The 21,267-nt window shown below is 35.0% G+C and carries 24 protein-coding genes; 21 read left to right on the top strand and 3 right to left on the bottom strand.

Translation table 11 applies throughout. From position 1 onward, the window contains the following. Positions 1-15: 15 nt before the first annotated feature. Entirely contained in the window at positions 16-1,095 is a 1,080-nt protein-coding gene (locus tag BUA98_RS02695; RefSeq protein ID WP_072970106.1) for a UDP-glucose--hexose-1-phosphate uridylyltransferase, read from the top strand. 232 nt (positions 1,096-1,327) lie between these two features. Continuing rightward, positions 1,328-3,013, top strand: a complete 1,686-nt coding sequence (locus BUA98_RS02690; RefSeq protein WP_072970105.1) for a sodium/sugar symporter — start codon at positions 1,328-1,330, stop codon at positions 3,011-3,013. A 126-nt stretch (positions 3,014-3,139) separates the two neighbouring features. Here the strand turns inward: BUA98_RS02690 and BUA98_RS02685 are convergent, their stop codons facing one another. Together BUA98_RS02685 and BUA98_RS02680 are read right to left on the bottom strand one after the other, a co-directional pair. Further along, positions 3,140-3,715 carry a DUF6624 domain-containing protein gene (locus tag BUA98_RS02685; RefSeq protein WP_139256987.1) on the bottom strand — a complete coding sequence of 192 codons (576 nt, stop codon included), beginning with the start codon at positions 3,713-3,715 and terminating at the stop codon, positions 3,140-3,142. 61 nt (positions 3,716-3,776) lie between these two features. After that, complete coding sequence (locus BUA98_RS02680) at positions 3,777-5,027, bottom strand: NAD(P)/FAD-dependent oxidoreductase (RefSeq protein WP_072970103.1); 1,251 nt, start codon at positions 5,025-5,027, stop codon at positions 3,777-3,779. A 101-nt stretch (positions 5,028-5,128) separates the two neighbouring features. Between BUA98_RS02680 and BUA98_RS02675 the strand changes: the two genes are divergently transcribed. The 17 genes from BUA98_RS02675 (at position 5,129) to BUA98_RS02595 (ending at position 20,070) form a co-directional block, all read left to right on the top strand. Next, positions 5,129-6,649 carry a flexirubin biosynthesis tyrosine ammonia-lyase FlxA gene (locus BUA98_RS02675; protein WP_072970102.1) on the top strand — a complete coding sequence of 507 codons (1,521 nt, stop codon included), beginning with the start codon at positions 5,129-5,131 and terminating at the stop codon, positions 6,647-6,649. Positions 6,650-6,687: 38 nt separating this feature from the next. Next, complete coding sequence (locus BUA98_RS02670; RefSeq protein ID WP_072970101.1) at positions 6,688-7,914, top strand: WG repeat-containing protein; 1,227 nt, start codon at positions 6,688-6,690, stop codon at positions 7,912-7,914. Between the two features lie 27 nt (positions 7,915-7,941). Then, positions 7,942-8,673 (top strand): flexirubin biosynthesis SDR family reductase FlxB, encoded by a 732-nt coding sequence (gene fabG / locus BUA98_RS02665; RefSeq protein ID WP_072970100.1) that lies wholly within the window; start codon positions 7,942-7,944, stop codon positions 8,671-8,673. Positions 8,674-8,863: 190 nt separating this feature from the next. Further along, on the top strand, positions 8,864-10,099 hold the full coding sequence (locus tag BUA98_RS02660; protein ID WP_072970099.1) for a beta-ketoacyl-[acyl-carrier-protein] synthase family protein: 1,236 nt from the start codon (positions 8,864-8,866) through the stop codon (positions 10,097-10,099). Then, positions 10,092-10,346, top strand: coding sequence for an acyl carrier protein (locus BUA98_RS02655; RefSeq protein ID WP_072970098.1), 255 nt, complete (start codon positions 10,092-10,094; stop codon positions 10,344-10,346). Before BUA98_RS02660 ends, BUA98_RS02655 begins: the two co-directional genes overlap by 8 nt. Further along, positions 10,346-11,227 (top strand): LpxL/LpxP family acyltransferase, encoded by an 882-nt coding sequence (locus BUA98_RS02650; protein WP_072970097.1) that lies wholly within the window; start codon positions 10,346-10,348, stop codon positions 11,225-11,227. Before BUA98_RS02655 ends, BUA98_RS02650 begins: the two co-directional genes overlap by 1 nt. 143 nt (positions 11,228-11,370) lie before the next feature. Continuing rightward, positions 11,371-12,273, top strand: coding sequence for an NADPH-dependent FMN reductase family protein (locus tag BUA98_RS02645; protein WP_072970096.1), 903 nt, complete (start codon positions 11,371-11,373; stop codon positions 12,271-12,273). A gap of 16 nt (positions 12,274-12,289) precedes the next feature. Further along, entirely contained in the window at positions 12,290-13,423 is a 1,134-nt protein-coding gene (locus BUA98_RS02640) for a dialkylresorcinol biosynthesis protein DarB (RefSeq protein WP_072970095.1), read from the top strand. Then, entirely contained in the window at positions 13,423-13,854 is a 432-nt protein-coding gene (locus BUA98_RS02635) for a hotdog family protein (RefSeq protein WP_072970094.1), read from the top strand. The genes BUA98_RS02640 and BUA98_RS02635 overlap by 1 nt, the downstream gene beginning before the upstream one ends. An 8-nt stretch (positions 13,855-13,862) precedes the next feature. Beyond that, positions 13,863-14,327: a hotdog family protein gene (locus BUA98_RS02630; protein ID WP_072970093.1), complete on the top strand. Its 465-nt coding sequence runs from the start codon at positions 13,863-13,865 to the stop codon at positions 14,325-14,327. A gap of 22 nt (positions 14,328-14,349) precedes the next feature. Beyond that, entirely contained in the window at positions 14,350-14,754 is a 405-nt protein-coding gene (locus tag BUA98_RS02625) for a flexirubin biosynthesis protein DarG (protein ID WP_072970092.1), read from the top strand. Continuing rightward, complete coding sequence (locus BUA98_RS02620; RefSeq protein WP_072970091.1) at positions 14,754-15,752, top strand: BtrH-related acyltransferase DarH; 999 nt, start codon at positions 14,754-14,756, stop codon at positions 15,750-15,752. Before BUA98_RS02625 ends, BUA98_RS02620 begins: the two co-directional genes overlap by 1 nt. Before the next feature lie 61 nt (positions 15,753-15,813). Next, positions 15,814-16,512, top strand: a complete 699-nt coding sequence (locus BUA98_RS02615) for an ABC transporter ATP-binding protein (protein ID WP_072970577.1) — start codon at positions 15,814-15,816, stop codon at positions 16,510-16,512. Beyond that, on the top strand, positions 16,502-17,785 hold the full coding sequence (locus BUA98_RS02610; protein ID WP_072970090.1) for an ABC transporter permease: 1,284 nt from the start codon (positions 16,502-16,504) through the stop codon (positions 17,783-17,785). The genes BUA98_RS02615 and BUA98_RS02610 overlap by 11 nt, the downstream gene beginning before the upstream one ends. Then, positions 17,760-18,209: an acyl-CoA thioesterase gene (locus tag BUA98_RS02605; RefSeq protein WP_072970089.1), complete on the top strand. Its 450-nt coding sequence runs from the start codon at positions 17,760-17,762 to the stop codon at positions 18,207-18,209. The genes BUA98_RS02610 and BUA98_RS02605 overlap by 26 nt, the downstream gene beginning before the upstream one ends. Positions 18,210-18,347: 138 nt before the next feature. Further along, complete coding sequence (locus BUA98_RS02600) at positions 18,348-19,487, top strand: beta-ketoacyl synthase N-terminal-like domain-containing protein (RefSeq protein ID WP_072970088.1); 1,140 nt, start codon at positions 18,348-18,350, stop codon at positions 19,485-19,487. 1 nt (position 19,488) lies between these two features. Then, positions 19,489-20,070, top strand: a complete 582-nt coding sequence (locus BUA98_RS02595; RefSeq protein WP_072970087.1) for a Fic/DOC family protein — start codon at positions 19,489-19,491, stop codon at positions 20,068-20,070. Here the strand turns inward: BUA98_RS02595 and BUA98_RS02590 are convergent. Then, complete coding sequence (locus tag BUA98_RS02590; RefSeq protein ID WP_072970086.1) at positions 20,041-20,226, bottom strand: hypothetical protein; 186 nt, start codon at positions 20,224-20,226, stop codon at positions 20,041-20,043. The genes BUA98_RS02595 and BUA98_RS02590 overlap by 30 nt on opposite strands. A gap of 24 nt (positions 20,227-20,250) precedes the next feature. Between BUA98_RS02590 and BUA98_RS02585 the strand changes: the two genes are divergently transcribed. Beyond that, the gene (locus BUA98_RS02585) at positions 20,251-20,865 is read left to right on the top strand and encodes a 3-oxoacyl-ACP synthase (protein ID WP_072970085.1); all 615 of its coding nucleotides are present in this window, start codon (positions 20,251-20,253) and stop codon (positions 20,863-20,865) included. A 2-nt stretch (positions 20,866-20,867) separates the two neighbouring features. Then, positions 20,868-21,125 (top strand): phosphopantetheine-binding protein, encoded by a 258-nt coding sequence (locus BUA98_RS02580; protein WP_026727250.1) that lies wholly within the window; start codon positions 20,868-20,870, stop codon positions 21,123-21,125. Positions 21,126-21,267 lie beyond the last annotated feature (142 nt).

Here is a 21,267-nt window from a genome sequence, read left to right as displayed (position 1 = left end):
CTCAACCAGAATACAATGAAAAATTTTGACATTAACGAAGACCCTCACAGACGCTTCAATCCTTTACTTAACGAATGGGTACTAGTTTCACCGCATCGTGCAAAACGCCCTTGGCAGGGACAAAATGAGACCATTGCCACAGAGGCATTACCAAAATACGATTCAACTTGTTATTTATGTCCGGGGAATGTTCGTGCCAACGGAGTGAGCAATCCAAAATATGATAGCAGTTTTGTTTTTGAAAATGATTTTGCTGCCATGAAACAGGAGGAAATTATTTTTGAAGAAGACATAAAACATACCTTTTTTAAGGCAAAACCAGAACAGGGAATTTCAAGAGTGGTTTGTTTTTCACCAAGACATGATCTTACGTTACCGGAAATGGATCTTGACGGAATTGAAAACATTATTAGAACCTGGCAAAAAGAATATACTGATTTAGGAAGTATAAAATACATTAATCACGTTCAGATTTTTGAAAACAAAGGAAGCGTTATGGGGTGCAGCAACCCACATCCGCATGGACAAATCTGGGCGCAATCATCATTGCCAACGCAGGTTGAAAAAACGCATCATAACCTAAAAGCCTATTTTGATAAAAACAAAAGAACGCTTCTTCAAGATTATCTTCAGGCCGAACTAAAATCAGGAAGCCGTATTGTAATCGAAAACGATGATTTTGTGGCATTGGTTCCGTTTTGGGCAATCTGGCCTTACGAAACGATGATTTTAAGCAAAAGAGCCATCTCAAAAATTACTGATTTTACAGAAGCTGAAGTAAGTTCTTATGCTAAAATCTTAAAACAATTAACGATTAAATACGATAATTTATTTAGTACTTCTTTTCCCTATTCCTCAGGAATTCATCAGGCACCAACAGATGGTTTAGAACATCCGGAATGGCATTTCCACATGCATTTTTATCCACCTTTGCTTCGATCTGCAACAGTTAAGAAATTCATGGTGGGTTATGAAATGTTAGGCGAATCGCAACGTGATATCACACCTGAAAAAAGTGCAGAAATTTTAAGACAACAACCAGACGTGCATTACAAAAGTAAAGAAGTAGTTGTCGAAAAAGTTGAAGCGAAATAAGACCGTATTAAAATTTAACATAATAATTCACTTATAAATGTAAAAAACACATTTGTTAGTGATGTAAATATAGATTTTTATTATACTTTTGGCTTTCGTTCTTATTTTGATAAAAAAATAACATAAATAAAACACATATGATATTTTTAGTCAGAGAAACCTACAAAAAAGCTGATTTTATAATTTATAAACAAACAATCACCTATACTAATTTTTTAAAATACTACTAACAATGAACCAGAACCTTGCTTTCGCAGATTATGCGGTTTTTATTATTTATTTCATCGTAGTCTCGGTCTACGGTTACACAGTTTACCGCAAGCGTAAACAAGACGAACAAGATGCTAAAGCTTACTTTTTGGCTGAAGGAAACTTAACGTGGTGGGCTATTGGAGCTTCGTTAATTGCCTCAAACATTTCAGCTGAACAATTTATCGGAATGAGCGGTGAAGGTTTCTTTTTAGGAATTGCCGTTGCAGCTTATGAATGGCTTGCAGCTGTTGCACTTATTATTGTAGCAGTTTGGTTTATTCCTGTATATCTTAAAAATAAGATTTACACCATGCCTCAATTCTTAAAAACACGTTATAACGAATCTACTGCTTTGATTATGGCAGTTTTCTGGTTGTTTTTATATGTATTTGTAAACTTAACTTCTATTCTTTATTTAGGAGCTGTAGCTATTAATGGTCTTGCTGGTGGAGAATATCTTCACGTTATCATGGTTGGATTGGCAGTTTTTGCTTTAATTATCTCTTTAGGAGGTATGAAAGTGGTAGCATATACTGACGTTATTCAGGTTGCGGTTTTAATTATCGGAGGTTTAGTAACATCATACATTGCATTAGTAACTGTTGGAGAAAAGTTAGGAATAAGTAGCAGTGCAATTGAAGGCTTCAAAGTATTAATGACAGAAGCTCCTGAGCATTTCAAAATGATTATTCCAAAACCAACTGCAACTTCATCTCAGCTTGATATCGACAAATATTTAACTTTCCCAGGTTTGATGTCTTATGTTGCGGGTATCTGGATCATCAACTTAAACTATTGGGGATGTAACCAATATATCACACAAAGAGCATTAGGTGCCGACTTGCAAACTGCTCGTACAGGTATTTTATTTGCTGGTATGTTAAAATTATTAATGCCGTTAATCGTAATGTTGCCTGGTATCGCTGCTTACGTATTATACCAAAACGGACATTTACCACAATTAGTTGGAGGAAAAGACGGAGCTTATTCTGCTGTATTGACATTCTTGCCAACTGGTTTAAAAGGTCTTTCTGTAGCGGCATTGACTGCTGCAATCGTAGCTTCATTAGCTGGAAAAGTAAACAGTATCTCGACTATTTATACTTTAGATATTCATAAAAAATACATCCAAAAAGAAGCAGGTGAAAAACAACAGGTAAACATTGGTAGAATTGCCGTTTTTGCTGCAATGCTTTTAGCGGTGCTATTTACATGGAATGATATTTTAGGAATTGGTGGTGTTGGTGGATTCACTTACATTCAAAAATATACAGGTTTCATTAGTCCTGGTGTATTTGCTATGTTCTTCCTTGGTATGTTCTGGAAAAGAACTACTGGAACTGCTGCAATTGTGGGTGTAATTTTAGGATTTGTATTGTCAGTATTATTCAATGAATATGCTCCAATGTTATTCGGAAACGAAACATTGTTATACACAGCTTATCCTAACGGAAAAGGTGCATTCGAAATTCCTTTCCACATTTGTATGGGATTATCATTCTTCTTTACCATGTTAGCAATGATCGGAATCAGTTTCGCTGGTCCTAAAGTGAATCCAAAAGCGTTTGAAATTGACGCTGAAATGTTTAAAGTAAAACCACAAACTACAGTTTTAATTGTAATTACATTATTGGTAATTGTGGCTTTATATGTTAAATTCTGGTAGTATAAATTTTTTACTATATTATTTTTTGAAGACAAAAAGAGGATATCAAATTGATATCCTCTTTTTTTTCATCGCTTCTCTAGAAAGCAAATCTTTCTTGAATGATTAAAGTTTTTTCATAATAAATCAATTTCGAAATGAAGCCAAGTAAGTCTTTAAAGAATCTAACCCTACTTCCTTTCTTAATTTCTCAACTTTCTCCGGATATTCTAATTTATAAGGAACCACATCCCAACCACTATATTCCACTTGTGTTCCATAAAATTGAGGCAATCCTTTATTTTTTTTTACTCTATCAAATAAATATGCGTAATTCTGACTTGAAACATCTCCAGCTTTTAATCCCTTCTTCATTTCTTTCAATATTTCTTCTTGAAAATCCACATCATGATCAGAATGCTGGACGATTAACCAAAAATGTTTCCCTGCCACTTCTCCATCCTTTTTATTTCCAGGAAAACCAAAATCTTTATTATACTGTTTAACAACTTCGCAATTTTTTCTTATAACATTATTGAATAAAACATTCATTGAATCAATATATTTCTGATCTTCCAATCTTTTAGGATCCCAATTTTGATATAATTGATCCTTATCAAACATAGCTTTTAATTCTACTTTCATACTATCAGTATATGCTCTGGGAGTAGAGCAAGAACTTAAAACACCTAATAAGCAAACAGAAGCTATAATGCTTTTCATAATTTAGTTTTTTTCATTTAAATATCTTCCTAGTCTGCTAGATTACGAATAAAACATATTATTATTCAGCGCTTTGTTCTTTTTGCATATTCAGTAAATAGGCCATATTCTGGATCACATGATCGTGTTTTTTTACAAAAGGGTTTTCTTCATTCCAAACATATCCCGCTAATACCGCACAAATTTTTTCTTTCACATCCAAATTTTCGGGCTGATGAAAAAATAAAGTCTGAAGGTTTCCGGTGTACCATTCTTTCACGTAAGTGGTAAAAACAGCAATTCCCTTTTTCATGTAACCCGTGAATTCGGTTTCCCAATCGACTTCAATTCCCTGCGATTCTTTGATGTATAATTTTGCTGCCAGCATTCCTGATTCTGTCGCAAAAGCAACTCCTGAAGAAAAAACCGGATCTAAAAATTCTGAGCTATTTCCTGTCAAAGCAAAACCATCACCATACATTCTTTTTACAGCTCTCGAATAATTTTCCAGTTTTACCGGCTCAAACAAAAACTCGGTTCCTTTAAATCTTTTTATATAATAATCCGATTGCTGAATTGCATTTCGCAAAGCTTCGGCATTGTCTTTATTTTGGGATAGCGAATTAATAAAATCCGTCGGCCCCACAACACCTAAACTGGTATTTCCATTCGAAAACGGAATAACCCATAACCAAACTTCAGTTTCCAGAATATCAAATGAAATCTGAGTTCCTTCTTCGCCTTCTGGTCTGTTTATATCTTTTACGTGGGTAAATATCGAAGAATGCGGATCTAGTTTTGACGGTGTATCCAAATCTAAAAGTCTTGGCAAAACACGTCCGTATCCACTGGAATCAATAATAAACTTAGCGTGAATTTCTTTTAAATTTCCGTCTTTGTCTTTTACAATGGTTTTCGAATTTTTCCCTTCAAAAGAAACTTCCAAAACCTCTGATTCAAATTCTAAGTCAATTCCTTTTCGAACAATTTCCTGCGCCATCGTGTTGTCAAAATCAGCACGCGGTACCTGCCAGGTCCAATCCCAGCCTTCTCCAAATTTCTGACTGAAATCGAAAACACAAATTTCTTCTCCTCTGATAAAACGGGCGCCGAGTTTTTTCTCAAAATTCATCGCATCAAGACATTCAAAAAGTTCGGCTTCGGCAAAATGATCCATTACTCGCGGAATAAGGCTTTCACCGACCACAAGTCTTGGAAATTTTGCTTTCTCCACCACCTTTATCTTTATATTATTCTTATGAAGAAACGATGCCGAAACGCATCCAGAAGGTCCTGCACCAATCACTAAGACATCAACAAACTCCTTTGTCATAATAAAAATGTTATCGATTATTAACTTACATTTGCCTTCATCAAAATAACTACATTTATTTTGATAAATAAAATTAAATTAGCACAATCAAAACCGATTTAATGAATACAATTAATGAATATTTAAGTTTAGCCGAGTTCGAGTCTATCATTTTTGGAAATAACAAAGTTGCGATCAGCGATGTAGTTTTAAATCGGGTAAACGAAAGCTTTAATTTTTTGAAAGAATTTTCAGGGAACAAAATAATATATGGCGTAAATACTGGTTTTGGGCCAATGGCTCAATATCGTATTAAAGAATCAGACCAAATTCAGCTGCAATATAATTTAATTAGAAGCCACTCTTCAGGAACCGGAAAACCATTAAGCCCTGTTTGTGCAAAAGCTGCCATTTTAGCTCGCTTGAATACGCTATCCTTAGGGAATTCAGGAGTTCATCCTTCTGTTATCCACTTGATGGCAGAATTAATCAACAGAGATATTACACCATTAATTTTTGAACATGGTGGTGTTGGCGCAAGCGGCGATTTAGTACAATTATCACACTTAGCTTTGGTCTTAATTGGCGAAGGCGAAGTTTTTTATAAAGGAGATAGAAGACCAACTCCGGAAGTTTTTGAGATTGAAGGTTTAAAACCAATTCAGGTAGAAATCAGAGAAGGTTTGGCTTTGATCAACGGAACTTCGGTTATGACCGGAATTGGCGTTGTCAATGTGCATCATGCCAATAAATTATTAGATTGGTCTTTAAAATGTTCTTGCGCCATTAACGAATTGGTTCAGGCGTATGATGATCATTTCTCTGCAGAATTAAACCAAACCAAACGTCATAAAGGTCAGCAGGAAGTAGCAGAAAGAATGCGAAAAAATCTTTCTGACAGTACTTTAATCCGTAAAAGAGAAGACCATTTATACTCTGGAGAAAATACCGAAGAAATCTTCAAGGAAAAAGTCCAGGAATATTATTCTTTAAGATGTGTACCTCAAATTTTAGGTCCGGTTTTAGAAACCATTAATAATGTCGCTTCGATTTTAGAAGACGAATTCAACTCGGCAAACGACAACCCGATTATTGATGTAAAAAACAAACACGTTTATCACGGAGGTAATTTTCACGGCGATTATATTTCGCTTGAAATGGATAAACTAAAAATCGTAATTACCAAATTAACGATGCTGGCAGAACGTCAATTGAATTATTTACTGAATTCAAAAATCAACGAAATTCTTCCTCCATTCGTGAATTTAGGAACATTAGGATTTAATTTCGGAATGCAGGGAGTTCAGTTTACGGCAACCTCAACAACTGCCGAAAGCCAAATGTTGTCCAACCCAATGTACGTTCACAGTATCCCAAACAACAATGACAATCAGGATATTGTAAGTATGGGTACAAACGCAGCGGTAATTACCTCAAAAGTAATTGAAAATGCATTTGAAGTTTTAAGTATTGAAATGATCACGATTGTTCAGGCGATTGATTATTTAAACCAAAAAGATAAAATTTCATCGGTTACCAAAAAATGGTACGACGATGTTCGAAATATAATTCCTGTATTTAAGGAAGATCAGGTAATGTATCCGTTTGTACAAAAAGTAAAAGATTATCTGATCAACAGTTAAATTTTAATTTTCACATTATTAATATTGAACCTTTAATCATGAAAAAAACACTTATTTTTTTATTTGCATGCTGTATTCAATTTGTTAATAGTCAGGAACTGGCTTTAGTTAAAAAAAATTCTAAAATTGGGTATATTTCCAAAAACGGAGATTTTAAAATTGAGCCAAAATACAAATCGGCAAGAAGCTTTTCTGAAGGTTTGGCGGCAGCAGAAGAAAATGGAAAATGGGGATTCATAGATACAAAAGGAACTTTTACAATTCCGGCAACTTTTGATGATGCAAAAGATTTTAACAGCGGAATTGCCATTGTTAAAAAGGGTAAGGAATGGGTTTATATTGATACAAAAGGAGAAATTCAAAAAGCACCTGCCTCTGATAAATTATTTGATTTTAAAGATGGTGTTGCTTTTTTCAGACAGAATAATAAAGTGGGATTGATCAGCCCAAAAATGACCGTTATTCTGGAACCAAAATACGATCAGATTAAACCTTTTGAAAATGGTTTCGCCAGAGTTGAAAACAACAAAAAATGGGGAATTATTAATACCTCAGGTAAAGAATTAGTAGAACCAGCCTATGACGAAATAGGTAATTATTTTAAAAATACAAGCTGGGCAAGAAAAGATAAAACTTTTGGAGTTGTAAGTGCCGGAAATTTTATTCCTATTGACGGAGCAGAAAAAATCTGGGATTTTGAAACACAAGATTTGACTTTTGCTAAAAAGAATGGGAAAATTGGTTTTATTGACTTAAAAGGAAATTGGGTCATTACTCCTATTTATGATAAAGCAAAAGCTTTCTCAAAAAATTTAGCTCCGGTTTGCGTCGGTTCAAAATGGGGATATATCAATCCAAAAGCAGAATTTGTAATTGAGCCAACTTATAATGATGCAGAAGTTTTCGGTTCAAACGGACTGGCTCCAGTAAAAGAAAAAAACTGGGGATTTATCAATGAAACCGGAAAAATAGTTATCCCAACACAATACGGTATCACAGCAAACGGAATTATTGCCATGTTTGTGCAGCAGGATAAAGGATTTATTGATGGTGTAGCGAGAGTAAAAAATGAAGGAAAATGGGGTTTTCTTAACCCAGACGGAACTGTCGTAAGCAATCAATGGTTTGAAAACGCTGAACTATTTTCTCAAACAGAGAAAAAAGAGACAGTTGAAGTTGCCGCTGAAAAGCCAAAACAAGAAGTAAAACAGGCTAAACCTGCAACCAAAACCGCAGCTAAACCTGCAGTTAAAAAGAAGAAATAATATTTATCCCCCAATAAATAATAAAAAATGAAATGTGTATTAGTAACAGGCGGTTCAAGAGGAATTGGAAGTGCTATTTGTAAAAAACTAGCCGTCGAAGCCAATTATCATATTCTGATTAATTATCATTCGAATAAAACAGCTGCCGAAGCAACACTTCAGGAAATACAAAAATTAGGAGCAACCGGAGAAATTCTGGGTTTTGATGTTTCTAATTTTGAAGAAGTTCAAAACGTTTTAACAAAATGGCAGGAAGCCAATCCGGAAGCATTGGTTGAAGCTATTGTAAATAACGCCGGAATTACAAAAGACGGCCTTTTTATGTGGATGACTCCCGAAGACTGGAACGGAGTGGTGAACACAAGTGTAAACGGATTTTTTAATGTGACGCAGTTTTTCATCCAAAAAATGCTTCGCAACAAATATGGCAGAATTGTAAATATGGTTTCGGTTTCGGGCGTAAAAGGAACGGCGGGACAAACCAATTACTCTGCAGCAAAAGGCGCCATTGTTGCAGCAACTAAAGCTTTGGCACAAGAAGTTGCCAAACGTAATATTACGGTTAATGCCGTTGCTCCTGGTTTTATCAGAACAGATATGACAAGCCAGCTGGACGAAAAAGAATTATTAAAGCTAATTCCGGTGAATCGTTTTGGCGAAGCCGAAGAAGTGGCAGATTTGGTAAGCTTTTTGATCTCTAAAAAATCAAGTTATATTACCGGCGAAATTATAAACATAAACGGAGGGATTTATTCTTAAAAATGATTTTTAAACACATAGAAACATAGATTTTCATGTGCAAAAAGAATACAAAAAAGAAATACATTTCTTTCACATAGTTAACTATGTTTTTTCAAGCGAGTGAAACGCCTTTTTTGAGTTTACAAAAACTATGTTTCTATGTGTTTAAAAAATGAACGTAACGGATAAAAAATTACTTTGAAAGACGATGAATAAGAGAGTTGTAATTACTGGAATGGGAATTTATTCTTGTATCGGAACTTCTTTAGATGAAGTAAAGGAATCTTTATACAACGGAAAATCTGGTATTCAGTTTGATGCTGATAGAAAAGAATTTGGTTTTCAATCGGCTTTAACGGGCGTTGTTCCAAAAGCAGATTTGAAAAATTTATTGACCCGCAGACAACGTATGAGCATTGGTGAAGAAACCGAATATGCCTATATGGCCACCATCGAAGCATTAAAAAATGCTAATATTGACGATGCTTTTTTTGATGCCCGTGAAGTGGGAATCATGTACGGAAACGATAGTGTTTCTAAAGCGATTATTGATGCAACAGATATTGTTCGTGAGAAAAAAGACACAGCATTAATTGGTTCCGGAGCGATTTTCAAATCGATGAATTCGACAGTTACAATGAATCTTTCGACCATTTTTAAACTTCGAGGTATCAATTTAACGGTAAGTGCGGCTTGCGCGAGCGGCTCACATTCTATTGGATTGGCTTATTTCTTAATAAAAAGTGGTTTCCAGGATATTATTATTACTGGTGGTGCACAGGAAATCAACAAATATGCCATGAGCAGTTTTGATGGTTTGGGCGTTTTTTCAAAAAGAGAAAACGAACCTCAACAAGCGTCAAGACCTTTTGATACCGACCGTGATGGATTGATTCCGTCAGGCGGAGGTGCTACTTTGATTCTTGAAAGTTACGAATCGGCAATTGCCAGAGGTGCGAATATTATTGCAGAAGTCGTGGGTTACGGATTCTCATCCAACGGCGGTCACATCTCGACACCAAATGTCGAAGGCCCGTCTATAGCCATGAAACGAGCCCTTGACGATGCACAATTAAAAGCAACAGACATCGAATATATTAATGCACACGCCACTTCCACTCCAGTTGGAGACGGAAATGAAGCCAAAGCGATCTTTGAAGTTTTTGGTGAAAAAAATCCATATGTAAGTTCCACAAAATCAATGACTGGCCACGAATGCTGGATGGCCGGAGCCAGCGAAGTAATTTATTCTATTTTGATGATGCAGCATGATTTCATTGCACCGAACATCAATTTAGACAATCCTGATGAAGATGCTTCTAAATTAAATTTGGTCAAAACTACTTTAAACAAAAAATTTGACATATTTTTGTCCAATTCTTTCGGTTTCGGAGGAACCAACTCTGCGTTGGTGGTTAAAAAGTTTAAAGTGAACAATGAATAAAGAAGAGATTATAACGAGAATTAATGGTTTTTTGGTTGATGAATTTGAGGTAGATAATGATGAAATAGAACCAGATGCTAATTTAAAAGATACACTTGGGTTGGATAGTTTGGATTATGTTGATTTAGTAGTTTCAATTGAATCTAACTTTGGTGTAAAACTAGTTGAAGCTGATTTTGTTGGGATCGCGACTTTTCAAAATTTTTACGACCTTATTGAAACCAAACTAAAAGCTAAAGCTGTTTAATGAGTCAATGGGATGGCAAATCAAAAGGAACAGTTTTAGGCTATAGAATATTCGTTTTTTTGATACAAAAAGCGGGTGTCAAATCTGCTTATGTCTTACTTTATTTGGTTGCTTCTTATTATTTTTTATTTCTAAAAAAGAGCAATCGCGCTATTTTTTATTATTTTAAAGAAAGACTCCACTATTCCAATTTCCAGGCAAAAAAAATGGTTTTCAAAAGTTACTACACTTTTGGACAGACTATTATTGACAAAATTTCGATTTCGGCAGGAATGCGAAACAAATTCACTTACGAATTTGACGGAATAGAAATTCTGAAAAACCTTTTGGCCGAGAAAAAAGGAGGCGTTTTAATCAGCGCACATGTTGGAAATTTTGAAATTGCCGAACACTTTTTGGGCGATATTGATTTGGAGTTTCAAATCAATTTGGTTACAACTGACTTAGAACATTCCGCTATTAAAAATTATCTGGAGAGTGTTACCCAAAAACCTACCGTAAAATTCATCATCATCAAAGACGATTTATCTCATATTTTTGAGATCAATGCGGCACTGGCGAACAATGAATTGGTTTGTTTTACAGGAGATCGTTATTTTGAAGGAACCAAATCGCTTTCAACAGAAATTCTCGGCAAAGAAGCTAACTTCCCGGCTGGCCCCTTTTTAATTGCTTCAAGATTAAAAGTACCTGTTGTTTTTGTTTACGTAATGAAAGAACCCAATCTTCATTATCATCTATACGCACGAGAAGCAACGGTAAAACACCGCGATGAAAAAGGATTATTACAAGAATATGTAAAAAGCGTTGAAAGCATTCTGCAAAAATATCCTCTGCAATGGTTCAATTATTTCGATTTTTGGAATGATGTAAAAAGCTAATTTTTCGCCACGAATTCACGAATTATAACAATTTGATTAAAAATAAATTCGTGAATTCGTGGCGAAAAAACATTCCATTAAACAAGAAAATTCGTTTAAATAAATTTACTTATTTTTGTTTGCAACCAAAGTAAACAAACCTAATGAAAAATGTCCTCGTTATTTTTTATTCTCAATCTGGGCAACTAGAATCGATTGCGCGAAATATTGCAAAACCCTTTTTAAATTCAGAAGAAATAAAAGTAACTTTTCATGAAATTCAATTAGAAAAACCTTTTCCTTTTCCCTGGAATAAAACTACTTTTTTTGATGCTTTTCCGGAATCCTTTTTACAGATTCCGACAGCGTTAAAACCGGTTTCTGAGGAAATTCTGAATACAAAATACGATCTTGTGCTGCTGCATTATCAGGTTTGGTACTTGTCGCCATCCATCCCGATGAACTCTTTTTTAAAAAGTGCTGAAGCTAAAATCATTCTGAACAACACACCAGTCATTACTATAAACGGATCCCGAAATATGTGGATTATGGCGCAGGAAAAAGTCAAAGTTTTATTGCGTGATGTAAATGCAAAATTGGTTGGGAATGTGGCGTTGGTCGATCGCGTTGGAAATTTAATCAGCGTGATTACGATTGTAAACTGGATGTTTTCCGGAGTAAAGAAAAAATATTTAGGCTTTTTTCCACTGCCTGGCGTTTCTGATAAAGACATTCAGGAATCGGATAAATTTGGAGAAGTAATGCTTTCTCAATTCAATCAAAACAATTTAGACGATTTACAACCAAAATTAGCCGAAATTGGAGCCGTAAAAATCAGTTCGTATTTAGTTACAGTAGATAAAACAGCGAACAAAATCTTTAATAAATGGTCTAATATCATTCATAAAAATCAAAAAAACAGAAAAACGCTTCTTAAAATATTTTATGTTTATTTATTCTTAGCTATATGGCTAATCTCGCCAATAGTCTATATATTGCATCTTATTACCTATCCATTTAAGTTCAAAAAAATAAAAAAGGAAACTCAATATTATCAGGGAGTTTAGAAGAGGAAATTAAATTATGTTTGACGTATATATTACCAAAGCCGCAAAATATTTACCCAACGAAGCTGTTTCAAATGATGAAATGGAAAATTATTTGGGTCTTATAAATGATACTGCCTCAAAAGCAAGACGTATTATTTTGCGTAATAATAAAATTACAAGCCGCTATTACGCTGTCAACAAAGAAGGTAAAAGCACACACAGCAATGCCGAATTGACGCGCAATGCCATCGTACAATTGTTTGATGAAAAATTCACCGATCAGGATGTAGAAGTACTTTCCTGCGGAACTTCATCGCCAGATGTTTTGGCACCGTCGCATGCTGCTATGGTTCACGGTTTATTGAAAAACAGATCGGTAGAATTGAATTCTTCGATGGGAATTTGCTGTTCCGGAATGAATTCCTTGAAATATGGTTTTCTGTCGATACGTTCAGGAAATTCTAAAAACGCGATTTGCACAGGATCTGAAAAAGTTTCTACCTGGCTTTCGTCTCCAAAATACAATCACGAAATCATCAACTTAAAAAATCTGGAAGCGCAGCCTATTATCGCTTTCAAAAAAGATTTTTTACGCTGGATGTTATCTGATGGAGCTGGTGCTTTTTTATTAGAAAATAAACCAAGCGGAGACATTTCGCTAAAAATCGAATGGATGGAATCGTATTCTTACGCCTTCGAATTAGAAGCTTGTATGTATGCCGGTGGAGATAAATTAGAAAATGGAGAAATCAAACCGTGGAGTGATTTCAGACCAGATGAATGGTTAAACGAATCGGTTTTTGCTGTGAAGCAGGATGTGAAATTATTAGACGAATTCATCTTGCCAAAAGGCGTTGAAAGTATGAGTGATGCCATGGCAAAACACAACATTACAGCAGAAGATATTGATTACTTTTTACCGCACGTTTCGTCTCACTTTTTTGTTGAAGGATTGAAAAATGGCTTAAACGAAAAAGGAATTGTAATTACGGATGAAAAATGGTTTATGAACCTTTTGAGAGTTGGAAACGTTGGATCGGCATCGATTTATATTGCTGTTGAAGAATTAATGAATTCCGGTACATTAAAAAAAGGAGATCGTATTTTATTATCTGTTCCTGAAAGTGGAAGATTCTCGTTTGCGTATGCTTATTTAACCGTTTGCTAATGGAAACTACAGTGCTTTTAGAAAAAGAAGCTGTTGGAAATTTATTACCGCAGAAGTTTCCTTTTGTAATGGTAGACAGAATGTTTTCTTATTCTGAAACTTCATTGGTTGCAGGATTGAAAATTCAAAATGATAATATTTTTTTAGAAGAAAACACTTTTCTTGAGGCCGGTTTAATCGAACATATGGCGCAGTCTGTGGCTTTGCATACCGGTTATCAGTTTTTTTTAAAAAACGAAATTGCACCAACAGGCTATATCGGTTCGATTAAAGATATCGAAATTAAAAAACTGCCAAAAATTAACGATACGATTCAATCGAACATAACGATTTTGCAGGAGTTTGGCGGAATCACTTTGGTTGACATTGTGACTTTTTTGAATAACGAAGAAATTGCAAGCGGACAAATGAAAACCGTTTTAGCCAAATAAAACGAACTATGAAAGTGGGAGTTGACATTCAAAATTATTTACCTCATCGCGCTCCGATGCTAATGGTCGATTTGATTTTAGATATCGATACCAACTTCGTAGAAACCATATTTTTGATCAAAGAAGACAATATTTTTGTCGATAAAAACATTTTTACAGAAGCTGGTTTAATCGAAAATACAGCCCAGACTTGTTCATCAATCGTAGGCAAAAAGTATTTTTTTGATGAAGATGGCACAGAAAATGAGAATGTTAACGTTATAGGTTTTATCAGCGCCTTAAAAAATGTAAAAATACATTCGTTGCCAAAAGTTGGCGACAGCATTACTACCAAAGCAACTTTGGTTTCAAAATTTGTTGGCGACAATTACACTTTATGTACGATGAGCTGTCAAAGCTTTCTTGAAGAGAAAATACTTTTAGAATGCGAAATCAATTTGTTTATTCAAAAGACGATTTCGGCAGCAACTTAATCTAATCGAAAATAAACCCGTCATGGAAAAAGAAAATGTACCTCAGCACGATGGAAATTTAAGCAAAAAGAACCTGAAAGAGCTTGTTTACGCTACCGATGAAAACGGTAATTATACAACCGCTCTAAGTACGGGCTGGGAACCGAAAGCCATTGCCCTTTCTAATGCAATTGACGATATAAAAGAACGTGCCGAAGAAGCCAAACTAAAAGTTCAGATTGGAGAAGTTAGTCCGATTTGTTATTATATGGAACTCAATAAAATGGATCTTACGATTCTTGCCGGTTATGTTGATATGTGGAAATGGCGTGTAAAAAGGCATTTTAAACCGACTGTTTTCGCTAAACTAGACGACAAGACTTTACAAAAATATGCCGACGCCTTTGACATTTCAATAGCCGAATTAAAAAACTTTAAAACAGATTAATGCAAGTTACTTTTACACACCATCAATCTGCTCATTGTGAAAATGGAGTAGCGTCAAATTTGCTTAAAAACAGCGGACTGAACATCAGCGAGCCGATGGTTTTCGGAATTGGTTCCGGACTTTTGTTCGTGTATTTGCCTTTTATAAAAGTAAATCACGCACCGGCCATCAGTTACAGAACTTTGCCTGGACAGATTTTTAATAAAGTTGCAAGCCGTTTAAATCTTAAAATAAAAAGACAAAAATTTTCTTCTGTTTCAAATGCCACTCAGGCTTTAGACGAAAATTTAAAAAATAATATTCCAACCGGATTGCAAGTTGGCGTTTACAACCTTACTTATTTTCCGGATGAATATCGTTTTCATTTCAACGCACATAATTTAGTCGTTTACGGAAAAACCGAAACTGATTATTTGATCAGCGATCCTGTAATGGAAACCGTTACAACTTTAACACATGACGAATTAGAAAAAGTACGTTTTGCCAAAGGTGCGTTTGCGCCAAGAGGCCAAATGTATTATCCAATTCAGGTTCCGAATGAAGTTGATTTTAAAAGTGCGATCATCAAAGGAATCAAAGATACGTGCCGCACTATGCTGGCGCCAATGCCAATTGTAGGTGTCAACGGAATTAAATTTGTTTCCCGCCGAATCAGAAAATGGCCCGCAAAACACGGTGTCAGAAAAGCCAATCATTACCTGGCACAAATGGTGCGCATGCAGGAAGAAATTGGAACCGGAGGCGGTGGTTTCCGTTTTATTTACGCCGCGTTTTTACAAGAAGCTTCGGTTATTTTGGGTAATGAAGAATTGAAAAATCTTTCGAAAGAAATGACTCAAATTGGAGATTCCTGGAGAGATTTTGCCGTAGAAGCTTCCCGAATTTACAAAAACAGAAGTGCCAAAGAAGATGCTTACAACGCCATCGCGGATGAACTTTTGGCCATCGCGAATCGCGAAGAGATCTTTTTCAAAAAACTAAAAAAAGCAATCAGCTAACTATATTTTGAATTCCATTATAAAAATAGAATCCCTTTCGAAAAAGTACAAAGACGCAGAAATGTTTTCTTTGAACGACGTTTCGCTGGAGATAAACGAAGGTCAGATTTTTGGTTTGCTAGGGCCAAATGGTGCCGGAAAAACCACTTTAATCTCCATGCTCTGCGGATTAATCAAACCCACTTCAGGACATTTCACGATTAATGATCTGGATTATTCTCATCATGCCGCAAAAATCAAAAAAATCATTGGCGTTGTTCCTCAGGAATATGCATTATATCCAACTTTGACAGCGCGTGAAAATCTGCATTATTTTGGAAGTATGTACGGTTTAAAAGGTTCTGATTTAAAAGACAAAGTAATCGAAACTTTAGATCTTTTGGGACTTTTAAAATTCGCTGACAAACGCATTGAAACCTTTTCTGGCGGAATGAAACGAAGAGTCAATTTGATTGCCGGAATTCTGCACAATCCCAAAGTTTTATTTTTGGATGAACCAACCGTTGGTGTTGATGTACAATCTAAAAATGCCATTTTAGATTATTTGAAAGTACTGAATCAAAACGGAACAACGATTATTTATACTTCGCACCATTTGGCGGAAGCCGAAGATTTCTGCGACACGATTGCCATTTTAGACCAAGGCCGAATTTACGCCCAAGGCACGCCATCCACTTTGATTGCGTCTGTTGAAGAAGCGAGAAATCTCGAAGAAGTTTTTATTTCATTAACCGGTAAAGACTTTAGAGATGCTATATAAAATTTGGATGTCGATCGTAAAAGAATTTTTACTGCTTAAACGTGATTTAGGCGGTTTGATCATTCTGTTTATCATGCCTTTGATATTGGTAATCACGGTTACTATCATTCAGGATAGTACCTTTAAAACTGTAAGCGACAATAAAATTCAGATTTTATTGGTGGATAACGATAAAGGTTCGGTTTCAAAAACGGTTTTTGATAATCTGCAAAAGAATAATGCATTCGATATTATAACACAAATCGACAATCAGCCTATTACAGAAGAAGTTGCCAAAGAAAATGTGTACAAAGGAAAATTTAAACTGGCGATTGTAATTCCGAAAGATTTAAGTGTCGATTTACAAGCCAAAGTAGATCAGAATGTACAGAACATTGTGAGCAAGATGGGTTTTACAGATTCTATTGCCGAACCAAAAACTTCAAAAGTTTTACAGCAAAAAGAAGTTAAATTGTATTTTGATCCGGCTGTTCAAATGAGTTTCAAAACCTCGGTAATGAACGCCATTGACAAAATGATTTCTCAGATTGAAACGAAATCAATTTACACTACTTTTCAAAATCAATTGGGCGAAGAAAATGCACAATTCGAACAAAAGAGTTTTATCACTTTCAAAGAAATAATTCCAAGAATAAACAACAAAGAAGTATTACCCAATTCGGTTCAGCATAACGTTCCGGCCTGGACACTTTTTGCGATATTTTTTATTGTGATTCCGTTATCCATCAATATTGTAAAAGAAAAATCGCAAGGAACATTTGTGCGTTTATTGACCAATCCAACTTCGAATTTAATTATTATCATCGGAAAAACCATTACGTATTTAATGATCTGTATGATTCAGTTTTATATGATGGTTGCCGTTGCAATATTCTTATTTCCGCATATTGGCTTGCCATCCTTAAATGTTGAAGGGCATTTATTTTTAATGAGTGTTGTGGCTTTATTTTCAGGTTTTGGTGCCATTGGTTTCGGAATTTTATTGGGAACTATTGCCAGTACACAAGAACAATCAGCTCCCTTTGGCGCAACGAGTGTAATCATTTTAGCTGCCGTTGGTGGTGTTTGGGTTCCTGTTTTTGCGATGCCAAAAATTATGCAAATTATCGCCAAATCATCGCCTATGAATTGGGGATTAGAAGCTTTTTATGATGTGTTATTGCGCAACGGATCTTTCGTCGAAATCATCCCAAAAATAAGTTTGCTATTTTTGTTCTTTATAATCACAACTTCCATTGCCTTATTTTATGACAAAAAGAAAAGAACAGTATAACGAAGCCACTTCCCTAACCGTTTCACACGAAATCAGAATTCGTTTTAACGAAACTGATCCGCTTGGAATCGTTTGGCACGGCCATTATATTACCTATTTTGAAGATGGAAGAGAAGCTTTTGGAAGAAAACATGGACTTACGTATTTAGATATTGGCAATACCGGTTATACAACACCCATTGTAAAATCAAAATGCGAACATAAATTGTCTTTGCGTTACGGCGATGTTGTAACGATTGAAACCACCGTTGTCGATACACCGGCTGCCAAGATAATTTACCGCTTTAGAATTATTGACGCTCAAGGCGAAGTTGCCTGTACTGGCGAAACTGTTCAGGTATTTTTAGATAAAGAAGGAAATTTGATGTTGACAAATCCTCCTTTTTATGAGGAATGGAAACGTAAAGTTGGGTTGTTGAAGTAAATTTTAGCCATGACCCGAGCGATAGCGAATAGACGAAGCAATTTCACGAATTAGCACGAATTAAAAATAGAAATCTTTTTAAATCTGCTTAAATCTATATTAATCTGCGTGAAACCTTAAAAATTTGAAAATCACAAAATGATAAGAGAAGTATATATAAATGAAACCAATTGTATCACGCCTTTAGGTTTTGATGTTGACTCCAACATCAAAGCGATTTTGCGTGGCGATTCCGGAATTCAATTGCACCAGGATGTTTCTTTAATGCCAAATCCGTTTTATGCTTCTGTAATTGCTGATGAAAAAATAAACAGTGCTTTTGAAAAAATCAGCACTGACAAAAAATATTCTCGTTTAGAGAAAATGATGATTTTGGCTTTAGAGCCGATGATCAAAAATTCCGGAGTTGAATTAAATTCGAAAACCGCTTTTATACTTTCGACCACAAAAGGAAATGTTACGGCTTTAAAAGATAATGCTGAAGCCAGTTTTCAAAACGCACATTTAGATGTTTTGACTCAAAATGTTGCCAATTTCTTCGGATTCGAAACAACACCAATTGTCATTTCGAATGCCTGTGTTTCCGGAATTTTAGCGATTTCAGTTGCCAAAAGAATGATTCAGTCAAAGCTTTACGATAACATTTTTGTTGTGGCCGGCGACGAAGTTTCAGAATTTGTTTTGTCGGGTTTTAATGCTTTTCAGGCGATGAGCGATTTGCCTTGTAAACCGTATTCTAAAAACAGGACGGGCGTAAGTTTGGGAGAAGCAACTGCAGCTATTTTAGTTTCGGCGGAAGCCAAAAAAGCTAAAATAAAAATAATTGGAGACAGTTCGATAAACGATGCCAATCATATTTCGGGTCCTTCAAGAACTGGCGAAGGTTTGTTTAGAAGTATTCAGAATGCGATGAAAGAAGCGCAAATCAATTCTAATCAAATAGATTATATTTCAGCGCACGGAACGGCAACTCCGTTCAACGACGAAATGGAAGCGATTGCATTAAATCGTTTGGATTTACAAAATGTTCCAGTCAATAGTTTGAAAGGATTTTACGGTCATACTTTGGGCGCTTCAGGATTATTAGAAACGGTAATTGCAATTGAATCGGCGAATCAAAATCAACTTTTTGAATCAAAAGGTTTTGATGAGATTGGGGTAAGTGAAACGATTAATGTGATTGAGAAAAATGAACAGGCAAATATTCAAATCTTTTTGAAAACGGCTTCTGGATTTGGAGGTTGTAATACGGCTGTGGTTTTTGAGAAAATGAAATAATATGGAAAATCAAACAAGCTGGACACCATTTCCTGATGATAATTTACTTGGTTTAACTGATAAAGATAAAATCAATGAATTTGAAGCAACTGGTATTGCCAAAGCAGAACTTTTTACTTTTGAATTAGAAACTGATGTTGAAATTTCAACATCTCTTGTTTTGGAAATTCATAAAATTGCATTTGAACAACTTTATGACTGGGCCGGAAAATGGAGAACTACAGAAGTTACTGTGGGACAACTAATTCCTCCAAAACCTGTAATGGTTTTACAAGCGATGTATCAATTTCTAGACAATCTTAATTTTAAAATTTCCATTTCAAAAACTCTTAATGAACATATTGATTGCCTCGTTTATGCCCATTATGAGTTCATAAAAATTCACCCATTTAACAATGGAAATGGTAGGACCGGAAGGATTTTGATGAATCTTGTTGCGTTAAAATTTGGCTATCAACCTTTAGAATTATATTATCGAGAGGGCGAAAGCAGAAAATTTTATATTAATGCGATGAAAGCAGCAGACAGCGGAGATTTTAAAATGTTAACCGAATTAATTAGTGAAGAATTGATCTCCTTTTAATTCTTTGTCCTTTAAAATTCCATTTACAATTTTTACGATTTTAGTTTTCGAAACTTGTTGATCTTCTAAAGACATTGTAGAAAATACAGTATCCGTAAGCACTTTTGACAAAAAGCTTTTCTCTTTTAATTTCGGATATTTTTCGTAGAATTTCATATCTTGACAAAGTTATAAAAAATAATGACTCAAAATACCTACATACAATCCTATATCACCATCCAAAACAACGAAATTGTTTTAAACGGAACTTCTGTATTCAAAATTGAACCGACTAATTTTGCTGATTTCTCCAAACAAGCCTATCGTAATTTTGATATTCAATATCCGAAGTTTTTCAAAATGGATGCTTTGAGTAAATTGGCTTTTTTAGGTGCCGAATTGCTTTTGAGTCCGATAACTTCTTCGGAACAGGAAAATAATATTGCTTTGGTTTTGGCGAATAAATCTTCGAGTTTAGATACCGATGTAAAATATCAGGAATCTATTTCAGACAAAGAAAACTATTATCCGAGTCCGGCGGTTTTTGTTTATACGCTGCCAAATATTTGTCTGGGCGAAATAAGTATCCGTCATCAGTTGAAAAGCGAGAATTCTTTCTTTATATTTGATGTTTTCAACACCGAATTTATGTCGAATTATTCGAATATTTTACTAAATTCGGATAAGGCAGATGTAGTACTTTGCGGTTGGGTAGAATTTTTTAATGACGATTACAAAGCGTTTCTTTGCACAATAAGCAAGAAAGAAAACACAAAATATACGAACGAAAATATCAATACATTATATAATAAATAATCATGGAAGCATTAAAAGAAGAATTAAAAAATAAAATCATAACGACTTTAAACTTAGAAGATATCGCAATCGAAGACATTGCTGATAATGATCCTTTGTTTGGAGACGGTTTAGGTTTAGACTCAATTGATGCACTTGAATTAATCGTGATTTTAGATAAAGATTACGGAATTAAATTGGTGGATCCGAAAGAAGGAAAATCAATTTTCCAGTCGATTGAAACGATGGCGGCTTATATTAGCGCTAACAGAACTAAATAGACTTCTTAGACTGGCTTAGATTTTTAGACAACTTAGACAAAAACTCTAGGTCTAAATCCAAATCTAAGCAAGTCGAAAAATCTAGCAAGTCTATATCTAAGTAAGTCTAAGAAGTCTAAAAATCTAAAAATCTAAGCAAGTC

Source organism: Flavobacterium saccharophilum (assembly GCF_900142735.1).
GTDB lineage: Bacteria > Bacteroidota > Bacteroidia > Flavobacteriales > Flavobacteriaceae > Flavobacterium > Flavobacterium saccharophilum.
The sequence above is the reverse complement of the archived record's forward strand: the minus strand, read 5'-3'. Positions and strand labels throughout refer to the sequence as shown.

What these genes read in the sequence shown, in the direction of transcription:
- BUA98_RS02610 (WP_072970090.1), top strand. Translation starts at nt 16,502, where the DNA reads ATGCTATATAAAATTTGGATGTCGATCGTAAAAGAATTTTTACTGCTT.
- BUA98_RS02580 (WP_026727250.1), top strand. Translation starts at nt 20,868, where the DNA reads ATGGAAGCATTAAAAGAAGAATTAAAAAATAAAATCATAACGACTTTA.
- BUA98_RS02660 (WP_072970099.1), top strand. Translation starts at nt 8,864, where the DNA reads ATGAATAAGAGAGTTGTAATTACTGGAATGGGAATTTATTCTTGTATC.
- fabG (WP_072970100.1), top strand. Translation starts at nt 7,942, where the DNA reads ATGAAATGTGTATTAGTAACAGGCGGTTCAAGAGGAATTGGAAGTGCT.
- BUA98_RS02625 (WP_072970092.1), top strand. Translation starts at nt 14,350, where the DNA reads ATGGAAAAAGAAAATGTACCTCAGCACGATGGAAATTTAAGCAAAAAG.
- BUA98_RS02640 (WP_072970095.1), top strand. Translation starts at nt 12,290, where the DNA reads ATGTTTGACGTATATATTACCAAAGCCGCAAAATATTTACCCAACGAA.
- BUA98_RS02650 (WP_072970097.1), top strand. Translation starts at nt 10,346, where the DNA reads ATGAGTCAATGGGATGGCAAATCAAAAGGAACAGTTTTAGGCTATAGA.
- BUA98_RS02620 (WP_072970091.1), top strand. Translation starts at nt 14,754, where the DNA reads ATGCAAGTTACTTTTACACACCATCAATCTGCTCATTGTGAAAATGGA.
- BUA98_RS02635 (WP_072970094.1), top strand. Translation starts at nt 13,423, where the DNA reads ATGGAAACTACAGTGCTTTTAGAAAAAGAAGCTGTTGGAAATTTATTA.
- BUA98_RS02585 (WP_072970085.1), top strand. Translation starts at nt 20,251, where the DNA reads ATGACTCAAAATACCTACATACAATCCTATATCACCATCCAAAACAAC.
- BUA98_RS02615 (WP_072970577.1), top strand. Translation starts at nt 15,814, where the DNA reads ATGTTTTCTTTGAACGACGTTTCGCTGGAGATAAACGAAGGTCAGATT.
- BUA98_RS02690 (WP_072970105.1), top strand. Translation starts at nt 1,328, where the DNA reads ATGAACCAGAACCTTGCTTTCGCAGATTATGCGGTTTTTATTATTTAT.
- BUA98_RS02590 (WP_072970086.1), bottom strand. Translation starts at nt 20,226, where the DNA reads ATGAAATTCTACGAAAAATATCCGAAATTAAAAGAGAAAAGCTTTTTG.
- BUA98_RS02605 (WP_072970089.1), top strand. Translation starts at nt 17,760, where the DNA reads ATGACAAAAAGAAAAGAACAGTATAACGAAGCCACTTCCCTAACCGTT.
- BUA98_RS02655 (WP_072970098.1), top strand. Translation starts at nt 10,092, where the DNA reads ATGAATAAAGAAGAGATTATAACGAGAATTAATGGTTTTTTGGTTGAT.
- BUA98_RS02645 (WP_072970096.1), top strand. Translation starts at nt 11,371, where the DNA reads ATGAAAAATGTCCTCGTTATTTTTTATTCTCAATCTGGGCAACTAGAA.
- BUA98_RS02670 (WP_072970101.1), top strand. Translation starts at nt 6,688, where the DNA reads ATGAAAAAAACACTTATTTTTTTATTTGCATGCTGTATTCAATTTGTT.
- BUA98_RS02600 (WP_072970088.1), top strand. Translation starts at nt 18,348, where the DNA reads ATGATAAGAGAAGTATATATAAATGAAACCAATTGTATCACGCCTTTA.
- BUA98_RS02695 (WP_072970106.1), top strand. Translation starts at nt 16, where the DNA reads ATGAAAAATTTTGACATTAACGAAGACCCTCACAGACGCTTCAATCCT.
- BUA98_RS02685 (WP_139256987.1), bottom strand. Translation starts at nt 3,715, where the DNA reads ATGAAAAGCATTATAGCTTCTGTTTGCTTATTAGGTGTTTTAAGTTCT.
- BUA98_RS02675 (WP_072970102.1), top strand. Translation starts at nt 5,129, where the DNA reads ATGAATACAATTAATGAATATTTAAGTTTAGCCGAGTTCGAGTCTATC.
- BUA98_RS02630 (WP_072970093.1), top strand. Translation starts at nt 13,863, where the DNA reads ATGAAAGTGGGAGTTGACATTCAAAATTATTTACCTCATCGCGCTCCG.
- BUA98_RS02680 (WP_072970103.1), bottom strand. Translation starts at nt 5,027, where the DNA reads ATGACAAAGGAGTTTGTTGATGTCTTAGTGATTGGTGCAGGACCTTCT.
- BUA98_RS02595 (WP_072970087.1), top strand. Translation starts at nt 19,489, where the DNA reads ATGGAAAATCAAACAAGCTGGACACCATTTCCTGATGATAATTTACTT.